The sequence below is a fragment of the Dactylosporangium roseum genome (assembly GCF_025264685.1).
GTDB classification, from domain to species: Bacteria; Actinomycetota; Actinomycetes; order Mycobacteriales; family Micromonosporaceae; genus Dactylosporangium; species Dactylosporangium roseum.
The window spans coordinates 4,511,158-4,523,573 of the sequence record NZ_CP073721.1 but is presented as its reverse complement, the minus strand read 5'-3'; the positions used below and the strand labels follow the sequence as shown (position 1 = coordinate 4,523,573).

Sequence of the window (12,416 nt, the reverse complement as noted above, 5' to 3'; positions counted from 1 at the left end):
GGCCGCGGCGGCGGGTGCCGTGATCGCGACCGGCGCAACCCTCAGACGAGCACCGCGCCGCCGTCGACGCGCAGGATCGAGCCGGTCGCGAAGGACTGGGTCATGCAGTACAGGTAGGCGCGCGCCACGTCATCGACCTCGCCGACCCGCCGCAGCGGCACGCTCGCCGCGCTGTCGCGGAACAGCGTCTCGCGCTGCTCCTCCGGCAGGTTCGACCACAACGGGCTGCGGATCACGCCGGGGGAGACGGCGTTGACCCGGATCCGCGGGGCCAGCTCCACGGCCAGCGCCCGGGTCAGCGCCTCGATCGCGCCGCAGACGCTCGACGCCACCGACCAGCCCGCTCCCGGGCGATCCCCGGCGGTGCCCGTGGTCAGCGTGATCGAGCCGCCCTCCCGCAGGTACGGCAGCGCGGCGTGCGCGGCGTTGAGCGCCCCGAAGTACCGCAGCCCGAAGAACCGCCGCGCCTCGCTCACCTCGATCCGGTCCAGCGGCGTCAGCATGAGCGGCTCACCGGCGGTGTAGATCAGGTGGTCCAGGTCGCCGACCGCGGCGAACAGCTTGCCCACCTCGTCAGGATCACCCAGGTCGGTGGCGCGACCCGCCGCGCCGGTCGGCAGGACCACGAGGGCCCGCTCGACGCTCGACGGGCGGCTGCCGACGACGGTCACGTCGGCCCCGGCCACGGCGGCCGCCAGCGCGGTGGCCAGGCCGATGCCCGAAGTGCCGCCGAGCACGGCGACGTGCTGGCGCTGCAGACTCATGGGGGTTCCTCTCTTCCGTGCCGTCCACCGGCCGCGCTGCGGGCCGGCGCCTTCACGGACGGCTTCCTGCCCGGAATCGTGGTCACCTCACCGCCTACGAGGTCGACCCGACCTGGCCGCGGCACCGCGCGCTGCGGCTGGCTCCGGACACCCCGGTCGGGTTGGTGTGGCCGGAGCAGTGGCTGACGCTGTTCCGGCTGCTCGGCCGCACGTGACCACGGGTTCAGAGCGGGTGGGCACCGGCCGTGTGCACGATGGTGTAGCCGCCGGCGACGACGAGAGCGCGGATGCGGCCCGCGGTGGTCGTGTAGTGCTCCAGTTCCTCGCCGGCCGGGTCGTTGACGCTGACCGTCGCCGTCGTGTCGCCCGGGACGATGACGTCGGTAGCGCGGGTGCTCGTCGCCATGCTGCGCAGCAGCGTGACCCGAGCGCCGGTGAGCGGGTCGGCCAGCGCGAGGCAGCGCAGGTCGGCGCCGGCCGTCGCGTCCCGGCACGGCTCCTGGTCGCCGTGGTCGGCGATGCGCGCCACCGCGGCCGCGTGCGGGTCGCCGTCGAGAGCCAGCATCGCCAGCAGCCCGTGGATCGTCGACTCGGCGCCCGCGTCGCGGTGCACGACGCCGCGGTGCGTGGCGCCGGCGGGCGGCTCGTCCAGCACGTCCACGCCGTCGTACGTGCGTCCGGTCGCCGGGTCGTACATCGGGGCGCCCGCCGGGTTGTTACCGAAGAACCACGATCCGGCGATCCCGGCCAGGGTCGACAGCGACGACCGCCCGGTCGCCCGCGCGGTGGCGAGCAGCGACTCGACCCGCGACTGCGCGCCGTAGGACAACTGCACCCCGTCGACGGTGAGCGCTTCCCGCGCCCCGGGCAGCGCCACCCGCAGGTTGTCGGGGCCGCCGCCGACCAGCAGGTGCGGGGTGAACGACGCCGCGTCGGCCAGGGCCGCGTCCCGTGCCGCCAGGTCCCCGGCGACCTCGTAGACGCGGGCCAGCCCGGCCGGTGCCAGCCCCGCCCAGCCGTGCCAGGTGGTGCGGGACAGCCCGGACGGCAGCACCGCCCCGAACGGCCACGTCCACGGCGTGCCGGTCCGCATCGCGGTGACACCCTCGGCGAGCTGTTCCAGGACCTTGCGCACGTCGTCGTCGCCGGCCGCCGCCACGTACGCGGACAGCCCGAGCAGCGCCTCACCCGTCAGGTCGGCCCCGTCGGCGATGAGCCAGGCCGGGGTCGCGTGGTCGTCCACGAGGCGCCACTGCCCGTACCGCGGCAGGACCTGACGGCGGATCGCGCCGACCGCGTGCCGCAGGCGGGCCTGGAGGAACGCGGCGAAGTCCGGGCTGTCGTCGCGGAACGCGGCATAGCCCTCGCCCAGCGCCCAGACCGTGCGGGCGAGCCAGGCCGACTCGCCGCTGTCGGACGGGTCGGGCGGCTCCGGCGGATCGGCGCTCGGGTTGAGCGTGCCGTCGGGCTGCTGCCACAGCACCACGTTGCCGCTCCACGGGTCGTCGTCGCCGACGGTCTGCAGGAAGCACAGACCGCGCAGGAGCTGCCGGGCCGCGGCGCGGCTGGTGGCGGCGCCGGTGGCGCGCCAGTGCCGCACGTAGACCACCGCCGCCCGGGCGATGTCGTCGGCGTTGAACGCGCCCTGGCCGAAGTAGCCCGAGTCCTGGTCGAGGTCACCGCCGCCGCACGGCAGGTACGAGCCGTCCGGCAACCGTTCGGCGTACGTCCACACCACCTCGACGGCGGGCTCCTCGGCGAGGCGGAACGTAGTGTGCCCGGGCTGGGGCGGCGGAACGAGACGCACCCGAAGCGCGTCGAGATGGGCGAGATTGGTCAGCACGGCGCGCCAGATACCCCGGCGCGCCGTGCCGTAACACCCGGTCTACTCCACTTCGACGGCCGCGGCCGCGAACTGGGCCGAGTACAGCCGGGCGTACGCGCCGCCCGCCGACAGCAGCGAGTCGTGCGTGCCCTGCTCGACGATGCTGCCGTGCTCCATCACCAGGATGAGGTCGGCGTCGCGGATCGTGGACAGCCGGTGGGCGATGACGAAGCTCGTCCGCCCGGCCCGCAACGTGCTCATCGCCCGCTGGATCAGCACCTCGGTGCGGGTGTCGACCGAGCTCGTCGCCTCGTCCAGGATGAGGATCGTCGGTTCGGCCAGGAACGCCCGCGCGATCGTGATGAGCTGCTTCTCGCCCGCGCTGACCCCGGCGCCCTCCTCGTCGATGACGGTCTCGTAGCCCTCGGGGAGGGTGCGCACGAACCGGTCGGCGTGCGCGGCCTCCGCCGCGGCGACGATCTTGTCCCGCGTCGGGTGATCGGCGCCGTACGCCAGGTTCTCGGCGATGGTGCCCTGGAACAACCAGGTGTCCTGCAACACCATGCCGATCCGTTCACGCAGCTCGTCCCGCGACATGGCGGCGATGTCGACGTCGTCGAGCAGGATCCGGCCGCCGGTCAGGTCGTAGAACCGCATGATGAGGTTGACCAGCGTCGTCTTCCCGGCGCCGGTGGGCCCGACGATCGCCACCGTCTGCCCGGGCGCGACGGTCAGCGACAGATCCTCGATCAGCGGCTCGTCCGGCTTGTACCGGAACGAGACGTGCTCGAAGGTGACCTTGCCGAGCACCCGCTCCGGCCGGGCCGGGGAGGCCGGCTCCGGGGACTGCTCGGCGGCGTCGAGGATCTGGAAGACCCGCTCGGCCGACGCGATACCGGACTGGACCAGGTTGGCCATGCTCGCCACCTGGGTCAACGGCTGGCTGAACTGCCGCGAGTACTGGATGAACGCCTGCACGTCACCCAGCGAGAGCGAGCCGGAGGCCACCCGCAGGCCGCCGACGACGGCGACCAGCACGTAGTTGAGGTTGCCGATGAACATCATCGCCGGCTGGATGAGACCGGAGATGAACTGCGCCCGGAACGACGCGGTGTACAGCGCCTCGTTGTGCTCTTCGAACGTCTTGGCCGCCTCGGCCTGCCGACCGAAGATCTTCACCACCGAGTGGCCGGTGAACATCTCCTCGATGTGGCCGTTGACCTTGCCGGTGCTCGCCCACTGCTGGACGAACTGCGGCTGGGAGCGTTTGCCGATCCGGGCCGTCACGAGCACCGACACCGGCACCGTCACCAGCGCGATGACGGCCAGCAGCGGCGAGATCCAGAACATGGCGCCGAGCACCGCGATGATGGTCAGCAGCGAGGTCATGAGCATGCTCAGCGACTGCTGCAGCGTCATCGCGATGTTGTCGGTGTCGTTCGTCGCCCGGCTCAGCACCTCGCCGCGCGGCTGCTGGTCGAAGTACGACAGCGGCAGCCGGGACAGCTTCGCCGACACCTGCTCCCGCAGCCGGTACAGGGTGCGCTGCACCACGACCGTCGCCAGCCGCGCCTGCAGCAGGCCGAAGATCCAGGCGCCGAGATACACCAGCGCCACCCACAGCAGCACCCGCTGGAGCCGGGCGAAGTCGATGCCGTGGCCGGGTACCACGCCGTCGAGCGCCTGCAGCAGGTCGGCGAACCGGTCGCTGCCCTGCGCGCGCAGGTTCGCCACCGCCTGCTCCTTGGTGGTCCCGGCGGGGATCTGCTGGCCGACGATGCCGGTGAAGATGACGTCGGTGGCCTTGCCGAGCAGCCACGGGCCGATCACCGACAGCCCGACGCTGATCACGCCGAACACGAGCACCAGACCGACGATCAGCCGGTCGGGCGCGAGCATCCGCAGCAGCCGCTTCGTCGAACCCTTGAAGTCGTCGAGCTTCGCCGGCGGTCCGCCGGCGCCCATCATCATGCGCCCGGGGCCGCCCACCGGCGGGCCGGCGGGCCTGCGTGGTGCCGTCATGCTGCCGCCTCCTGCTCCGTCAACTGCGACAGCACGATCTCGCGATAGGTCGTGTTGCCGTCCATGAGGTCCTGGTGGGTGCCGGTGCCGACGACGCGGCCCTCGTCGAGCACGACGATGCGGTCGGCGTCGCGGATCGTGCTCACCCGCTGCGCCACGATGACCACGGTCGCACCCGCGATCTCGGTGCGCAGCGCCTCCCGCAACGCTGCGTCCGTCGCGTAGTCCAGCGCCGAGAACGAATCGTCGAACAGGTAGATCTCCGGCCGGGCGACCAGCGTGCGGGCGATCGCCAGGCGCTGCCGCTGCCCGCCGGAGACGTTGGTGCCGCCCTGGGCGATCGGGGCGTCGAGCTCGCCGGTCATCTGCCGGACGAAGTCGGCCGCCTGTGCCACCTCCAGCGCCCGCCACAGCTCGTCGTCGGTCGCGTCCGGCCGCCCGTACCGCAGGTTGGTCGCGACGGTGCCGGTGAAGAGGTACGGCTTCTGCGGCACCATGCTGACCGTCGCCGCCAGCAGCGCCGGGTCGAGCCGGCGCACGTCGACGCCGTCGACCAGCACCGCGCCGCCGGTCGCGTCGAACAGCCGCGGCACCAGGTTGAGCAGCGTCGTCTTGCCCGCGCCGGTGCTGCCGATGATGGCCGTGGTCTGGCCGGGATGGGCGACGAGGTCGACGCCGCTGAGCACCGGAGCCTCCGCGCCGGGGTAGTGGAACTCGACGTCGCGCAGTTCCAGCTCGCCGTGCTGGGACAGGCTCGTCACCGGCACGGCGGCGATGGTCACGCTCGACTCGGTGGTGAGCACCTCCTGGATCCGCTCGGCGCACACCTCGGCCCGCGGGATCATCACGAACATGAACGTGGCCATCATGACGGACATGAGGATCTGCATCAGGTAGCTCAGGAACGCCGTCAGCGCACCGACCTGCATCTGCCCGTTGTCGATGCGGTGCGCGCCGAACCAGAGCACGAGGATGCTGGAGGCGTTGACGACGAGCATGACCGTCGGGAACATCAGCGCCATCAGCCGCCCCACGGCGAGCGAGACGTCGCGCAGGTCGCCGTTGGTGCGGGCGAACCGCACCCGCTCGTGCTCGTCACGGACGAACGCGCGGATCACCCGGATGCCGGTGATCTGCTCGCGGATCACCCGGTTCACGAGGTCGATGCGCTCCTGCATGGTGCGGAACAGCGGCCGCATCCGCACCACGATGACCGCGATGACCCCGATCAGGATCGGGACCACGACCAGCAGCAGCGCCGAGAGGGGCACGTCCTGGTGCAGCGCCAGCAGGATGCCGCCGAAGCACATGATCGGCGCGGAGACCATGAGCGTGAACGTCATCAGGACCAGCATCTGTACCTGCTGGATGTCGTTCGTCGTGCGGGTGATGAGCGACGGCGCGCCGAAGTGCCCGACCTCCCGCGCGGAGAGGGCCTGCACCTTGGTGAAGATGCCGGCGCGGACGTCCCGTCCGAGCGCCATGGCGGTGCGGGCGCCGAAGTAGACGGCGGCCGCGGAACAGAGGATCTGGACCAGGGTGACGGCGAGCATCCAGCCGCCGATGCGGAGAATGTAGCCGGTGTCACCCTTCACCACACCGTTGTCGATGATGTCGGCGTTGAGCGTCGGGAGATACAGCGTGGCGAGCGTCTGCACGAGTTGCAGCAGCACCACCAGGGTGATCGGCCTCCGGTAGGGATGCAGATAGGTTTTGAGCAGGCGGATCAGCATTCTCGGGCTTCTCCAGTCGGACGGGTCAGCAGGCCGTCGAGCAACACCCCGATCAGTTCCTCGGGGGTGAACACGTCGGGCTCGGTGAGTTCGCTGCGCACCGTGGTGACCACGAGTGCGATGAGCGGGCGGGCGGTGGACATCGGGCTGCGGCGCAGCCTGTCGCGGTCCGGCTCGATGACGGCCGCGACGGCGTCTATGAGACGCCGCCGGCCCGCCATGAGGTTGGTCATGAGCGGGCCCGCCGTGTCGTGCGGCAGTGTGCGGCCACCATCATGAGCTGGATGTTCGCCTCGATCCCGCGGACGAGGATGGCCATCACGTCGGCCATCCTCGCACGCAGTGACGACTCCGGGTCGATCGCGGACAGCGCCCGCAGTCTCGAATCCTCGTCGAAAGCGGTGGACAGGGGCGGCCGAGATGAGCATCGTGCCCTCGGCGACACCCGCCGTCTCGGCGATCTACCGTGTCGTGACCGCCGCGCCGTGGCTGCGCAGCAGCGGCAGGGTCGCCGCGATGAGCGCCGCGCGCCGGTCGTCGAGAGTGAGTGCCGGCACTCGCCGACGACGGGTCTGGTTCACGTTCGTGACCGTAATGAGCGAGCACTCACTCGGTCAACCGATTTCGGAACGGTGCCGGTGCGTTTCTCGCAGAGCGGAAGCACCCCGGCCGCAACGCAGCGCGTCCGGCGCGGCTCCCCGGCGGGCGCAACCTGGCATGGCTCGCCGCGCATCAGCAATGAGGGGACGCCATGACGGTCGACGAGGAAGCCCGGCTTTCCGCGCTGCACAGCTACGGTGTCCTCGACCGTCCGCGCCCGCGCGAACTCGATGATCTCACCCGGCTGGCGGCGTCCATCTTCGACACCCCGATGTCCGCCGTCGCACTCGTCGACCGCGACCGGCAATGGTACGCCGGCAACACCGGCCTCGCCGGCTCGGAGAGCCCGCGCGACGTCTCCTTCTGTGCCGTGACCGCTCACGAACGGCGGCAGCTCGTGGTCCCCGACGCGCGTTCCGACGAGCGCTTCCACGCGTTCGCCAACGTCGTCGGCGACCCGTACGTACGCTTCTACGCCGGCTCCCCGCTGATCGACGACGACGGCCACGCCCTCGGCGCACTCTGCGTCGTCGACGACCGCCCGGGCGTCGCCGGGGACCGCCAGCGCGAGGCGCTCGACACCCTCGCCCGGCAGGCCACCGGGCACCTGTCGCTCATCCGCAGCCGGGTGATGCTCACCGAACTGGGCGACGAGCTGGCCCGCGTCACCCAGCGGGAGGAGGATCTCGTCGCGACGATCTCCCACGAACTGCGCACGCCGGTGACGGCGATCCAGGGGTACCTCGAACTGCTCGCCGACGACGAGCGGTTCGCCGCGTTCGGCAAACTGGTGGAGCCGATCCACCGCAACGGCGAGCGCCTCGTCGGCATGGTCGACCACCTGCTCAACGGCACCCGCCCGGCCGACCTCCCGCTCGTGCTGCACCGTGCCCCGGTCGAGCTGCACATGATCGCCGCGGCGGCCGCGCACGCCTGCCGTCCCGTCGCCGCGCAGCGTGGCATCGACCTGGTCGTCGAGCCCCCGAGCCAGGCGGCCGCCGTGCGCGTCGACGTCACGCGGCTCACCCAAGCCGTCCGGCAGTTGATCCGCAACGGCCTGCTCTTCACCCCGCCGGACGGCACGGTCACGGTGCGTACGGTCGTCGCGCCCGTCCCCACGGTCGAGGTCACCGACACGGGCGTCGGGGTCCCGCCGGACGAACTCCCGTACGTCTTCCAGCGCTTCTACCGCGGCCGCCACTCTCGCGCCCAGGCGGTGCCGGGCGTCGGCCTGGGCCTGCACATCGCCCAGGAGACCGCGACGGCGCACGGCGGCCGGGTCACGCTGAGCTCCTCCCCGGCCGGCACGACGGCTCGCCTGAGCCTCCCGTAGCGCAGCGCTTCGGCTCGGTCGACGGCGGCGGGGTCACGGTACACCTGGACCGCGGTCCCGGACCGTGATCAGCGTCGCTGCCTGGGTGGCACCCCGAACAGGGGCATCCGCCGCAGCGGCAGGTCGGGCGGCTGGCCGGAGAGCACGAGGAGCCGCCGCATGCTGAGCCGGACCAGGTGGTGCGCGACGAAGAACAGCCATCCGGCCAGCGGCAGCTCGACCAGGACCCCGGTGGCGACGCTCGCCCAGCGGTCGGGGCCGGACGCCGTCATGATGTCGAACCAGGCGTCGCACCCGAGCAGCGTCGCGCTGACGAACGCGGCCAGCACCACCACCTGTCTGCGGCGCAGTGCCGCCCAGGCGGTGGTGGCCAGCGCGACGGCGACGGCCAGGTCGAACCCGACCCAGGTGGCCCGCCAGTGCCCGGTGAGGTAGTGCCGGGGGAGCGTGGCGGCCAGCGCGACGATCCACGGGATCAGCAGCACGCTGGCCACCCCGACGACGATGACGAACCACCGCCGGGTGCGTTCCTCCACGACGGTCCGGCCCTGCGGCACCGGCGGCGCGAGCGCGGCGAGTCGCTGGGCGAGCTCGGCCCGCTCGCGGTGGCTCAGTCCCCGCAGCTCGAGATCGCTGATCACACATCCCGACCCTACGCCGCCTCCGCGCCCCGCGGCGCGCCGCCTCCGCGCCCTGCCGCGCCCCTCCGCGCCCCGCCGCGCCCGCCGCGCCCCGCCGCGCGCCGCCTCCCGCGTTGATCATGCAGTTGTGGTGCCTGATAAACCGGGCATTCAGGGAGTGTCCAGGCACCACAACTGCATGATCAACGCGCGGATCGGGGGTGGGGGAGGGAGGGGGGTGGTCAGCGGCCGCGGGCGGCTCGGTAGTGGGCGACCAGCGTGGCCGTGGAGCTGTCCAGGTCGGGGAGTTCCGCGCCCTCGGTCAGGGCCGGCTCGATCCGCTTGGCCAGGACCTTGCCGAGCTCGACGCCCCACTGGTCGAAGGAGTCGATGTCCCAGATCGCGCCCTGGACGAACACCTTGTGCTCGTACAGCGCGACCAACTGGCCGAGCACCGACGGGTTGAGCTCGGCCGCCAGGATCGTCGTCGACGGACGGTTGCCCCGGAAGGTGCGGTGCGGCACCTCCGCCTCCGCCACGCCCTCCGCGGCCACCTGCTCGGCCGCCTTGCCGAACGCCAGCGCCTGGCCCTGCGCGAACAGGTTGGCCATGAGCAGGTCGTGCTGCTCGGCGAGCTCGCCCAGCTCGGTGAGCGGCCGGGCGAAGCCGATCAGGTCCGCCGGAACGAGCATCGTGCCCTGGTGGAGCAGTTGGTAGTACGCGTGCTGGCCGTTGGTGCCCGGGGTGCCCCAGACGACCGGGCCGGTGTCCCAGTCGACCGGCCTGCCGTCGCGGGCGACCGACTTGCCGTCGGACTCCATGTCGAGTTGCTGGAGGTAGGCCGGGAACTTCGACATGTAGTGGCTGTAGGGCAGCACGGCGTGGGTCTGCGCGTCGTGGAAGTTGCGGTACCAGATGCCGAGCAGGCCCAGCAGCAGCGGCGCGTTCTGCTCGGGCGGCGCCGTGCGGAAGTGCTCGTCCATCAGGTGGAACCCGTCGAGCATCTGCCGGAAACCGGCCGGGCCGAGCGCGATCATCAGCGAGAGGCCGATCGCCGAGTCGTACGAGTAACGCCCACCGACCCAGTCCCAGAACTCGAACATGTTGGCCGTGTCGATGCCGAACTTCGCCACCTCGTTCGCGTTCGTCGACACGGCGACGAAGTGCCTGGCCACCGCGGCCTCGTCGCCCAGTGCCTCGACGAGCCACGTGCGGGCCGCGGTCGCGTTGGTGATCGTCTCGATCGTGGTGAACGTCTTCGACGAGATGATGAACAGCGTCCGCGCCGGGTCGGCGACGACCAGCGCCTCGTGCAGGTCGGCAGGGTCGACGTTGGAGACGAAGTGGAACTCGAGGCCGCGGTCGGTGTAGGCGCGCAGGGCCTCGTAGGCCATCGCCGGGCCGAGGTCGGAGCCGCCGATGCCGATGTTGACGATCGTGGTGATGCGCTCGCCGGTGAAGCCGGTCCACTCGCCGGAGCGGACACGGTTGGTGAACGCGGCCATCCGGTCGAGCACCGCGTGAACCTTGGGCACGACGTTCTCGCCGTCGACCTCGACGACGGCGTCGCGCGGCGCGCGCAGCGCGGTGTGCAGCACCGCCCGGTGCTCGGTGAAATTGATCTTGTCGCCGCGGAACATGGCGTCGCGCAGCTCGTTCACCCCGCGCGCGGCGGCGAGGTCACGCAGGAGGGTGAGGGTCTCGTCGGTCACGAGGTGTTTGGCGTAGTCGAGGTAGAGGTCGCCGACCCGCAGCGAGTAGCGCCTGCCACGGTCGGCGTCGGCGGCGAAGAGGTCACGCAGGTGCACCTCGCCGAGCTCCGCGCGGTGCTTGGCCAGCGCGGACCACTCGGGCAGGTGGTTGAGCCTGGGCATCAGGAACTCCTAGCGACGTCAGCGAGGAACCACAGTCACCGTGATTCTGCCTGTTGCACATCCGTCTCGTCCGTGATGCGTCGATCTTGCGGTTGCGCCGCGGCGTGAACCGGCTCCCGACCGGCGTGTCCGGGCGTCGCCGCCGCACGCCCGGCCGGGGCGCGGCGGCGTCCCTCGAAGACCGCGACGGCCGTCGCGGCGGCCACGACGATCACCACCGGGACGTTCGGCACCTCGAACAGCTTCAGGGCGCTCGCGATGAGCACGATGATCAGCGCGGCCCGGACCACCCCGGCGGGGGCGCGCGAGGACAGCCGCGCACCGATCAGGACGCCGGGCACCGAACCGGCCAGCACGGCGGCGGCCAGGTCGAGGCGCAGGTCGCCGAAGACCGCGTGGCCGATCGCCGCCGCGGCCACCAGCGGCACGGCCTGCACGAGATCGGTGCCGACCAGGTCGTTGGCGCGCAGGGCCGGATAGAGCGCGAGCAGGATGACGATGATCAGCGAACCGGAGCCGACCGAGGTCATGCCGACGACGAGCCCGCCCAGCGCGCCGAGCAGCGCCGTGGGCACCGGGCGCACCTCGACGCCGGTAAGCGCGCCGGTCGCCGAGGTCTCCCGGCGGCTGTACGTCTTGACCAGCAGTCCCACGACCGCCAGGAGCAGCGCCGCGCCGAGCGAGACCCGCACGACCTGCTGGACCGTGTCCCCGCCGCCGATCGCGCGCATGAGCAGCACACCCAGGAACGCGCTGGGCACGCTGCCGACGCACAGCCAGCGGACCAGCGACCAGTTGACCGTACCGCGGCGGGCGTGCACCCAGCCGCCGAACGGCTTCATGACCGCGCTCGCCGCCAGGTCGCTGGACACCGCGGCGAGCGGCGGCACGCCGAAGAACAACACCAGGATCGGTGTCATCAGGGCGCCGCCGCCCATGCCGGTGAGACCGACGATCACGCCGACGCCGAGGCCGGCCAGGGTCATCACGGGATCCATCCGCAGAAGTCTGCCGACCCGGCCGCCACTTGTCTACGTTGTCGGTCGGATTGGTGGGTATGACCACTCGTCCGGACGCACTACGTTAACGTCGATGGGCGTGATGCGGATCTCCACTCAGGTCAGGGTGGTCTACGCGGCGGTGGTCACGACGGCGCTGCTGCTGACGGCCGACGTCGCCCTGACCTCGATCGCGCTGCGCAACCTCAGCGGCATGCGGCCGAAGCTCATCTCGGCGCAGTCGCTCTCGCAGGTGCGCGTCGACATGGTCAACAATCTCGCGATCTCCGCCGTCGGGGCGGTCCTCGTCGGCCTGCTCGTCGTGTTCGCGCGCAGCCCGTCCAACAAGGTCCGGGTCGCGCTGTGGGTCATCGCGCCGTCGCTCGCGCTCAGCCTGCTCTGCGCACTGGTCGGGGGACCGGAGTGGGCGGTCGCGCCGACGGGCGCCGAGCCGGAGCTGCTCCGGACGGAGTACGCGCAGGCCGTCCCCGGCTGGTACGTGACTCTCCACGGCGTCATCGGGCTGCTCGCGGCCGCCCTGCTGATCTTCGTGGCGTTCTTCGTCGCCCGCGCCGACCTGCGGGGGTACTACCTGGACAACGTCGACGGCACGAGATATCGCTCATGGGTCGACCGCGGATAGACGG

The 12,416-nt window shown here is 71.7% G+C and carries 11 protein-coding genes; 3 read left to right on the top strand and 8 right to left on the bottom strand.

Annotation, left to right across the window (positions count from 1 at the left end):
• Positions 1-41: 41 nt before the first annotated feature.
• Positions 42-764, bottom strand: coding sequence for an SDR family oxidoreductase (locus Drose_RS21175; protein WP_260723026.1), 723 nt, complete (start codon positions 762-764; stop codon positions 42-44).
• A gap of 17 nt (positions 765-781) precedes the next feature.
• On the opposite strand from Drose_RS21175, the gene Drose_RS39120 reads away from it, so the two are divergent.
• On the top strand, positions 782-979 hold the full coding sequence (locus Drose_RS39120; RefSeq protein ID WP_390891216.1) for a hypothetical protein: 198 nt from the start codon (positions 782-784) through the stop codon (positions 977-979).
• A gap of 8 nt (positions 980-987) precedes the next feature.
• Here Drose_RS39120 and Drose_RS21165 read toward each other — a convergent pair whose 3' ends face one another.
• The 4 genes from Drose_RS21165 to Drose_RS21150 are packed head-to-tail and all read right to left on the bottom strand — an operon-like array spanning position 988 to position 6,577.
• Positions 988-2,607, bottom strand: a complete 1,620-nt coding sequence (locus Drose_RS21165) for a hypothetical protein (RefSeq protein WP_260723025.1) — start codon at positions 2,605-2,607, stop codon at positions 988-990.
• A 42-nt stretch (positions 2,608-2,649) separates the two neighbouring features.
• Positions 2,650-4,611, bottom strand: a complete 1,962-nt coding sequence (locus tag Drose_RS21160; RefSeq protein ID WP_260723024.1) for an ABC transporter ATP-binding protein — start codon at positions 4,609-4,611, stop codon at positions 2,650-2,652.
• Positions 4,608-6,344, bottom strand: coding sequence for an ABC transporter ATP-binding protein (locus Drose_RS21155; protein WP_260723023.1), 1,737 nt, complete (start codon positions 6,342-6,344; stop codon positions 4,608-4,610). Before Drose_RS21155 ends, Drose_RS21160 begins: the two co-directional genes overlap by 4 nt.
• Positions 6,338-6,577, bottom strand: a complete 240-nt coding sequence (locus Drose_RS21150; protein ID WP_260723022.1) for a hypothetical protein — start codon at positions 6,575-6,577, stop codon at positions 6,338-6,340. Before Drose_RS21150 ends, Drose_RS21155 begins: the two co-directional genes overlap by 7 nt.
• A 518-nt stretch (positions 6,578-7,095) precedes the next feature.
• Between Drose_RS21150 and Drose_RS21145 the strand changes: the two genes are divergently transcribed.
• Positions 7,096-8,277 (top strand): sensor histidine kinase, encoded by a 1,182-nt coding sequence (locus Drose_RS21145; protein ID WP_260723021.1) that lies wholly within the window; start codon positions 7,096-7,098, stop codon positions 8,275-8,277.
• 68 nt (positions 8,278-8,345) lie between these two features.
• Here the strand turns inward: Drose_RS21145 and Drose_RS21140 are convergent, their stop codons facing one another.
• From Drose_RS21140 to Drose_RS21130, 3 genes are all read right to left on the bottom strand, one after another.
• Entirely contained in the window at positions 8,346-8,918 is a 573-nt protein-coding gene (locus Drose_RS21140) for a hypothetical protein (RefSeq protein WP_260723020.1), read from the bottom strand.
• Positions 8,919-9,139: 221 nt separating this feature from the next.
• Positions 9,140-10,771: a glucose-6-phosphate isomerase gene (pgi, locus tag Drose_RS21135; RefSeq protein WP_260723019.1), complete on the bottom strand. Its 1,632-nt coding sequence runs from the start codon at positions 10,769-10,771 to the stop codon at positions 9,140-9,142.
• 35 nt (positions 10,772-10,806) lie between these two features.
• Positions 10,807-11,769: a sulfite exporter TauE/SafE family protein gene (locus Drose_RS21130; RefSeq protein ID WP_260723018.1), complete on the bottom strand. Its 963-nt coding sequence runs from the start codon at positions 11,767-11,769 to the stop codon at positions 10,807-10,809.
• A gap of 94 nt (positions 11,770-11,863) precedes the next feature.
• On the opposite strand from Drose_RS21130, the gene Drose_RS21125 reads away from it, so the two are divergent.
• Complete coding sequence (locus tag Drose_RS21125; protein ID WP_260723017.1) at positions 11,864-12,412, top strand: hypothetical protein; 549 nt, start codon at positions 11,864-11,866, stop codon at positions 12,410-12,412.
• The last annotated feature ends 4 nt before the right edge of the window (positions 12,413-12,416 follow it).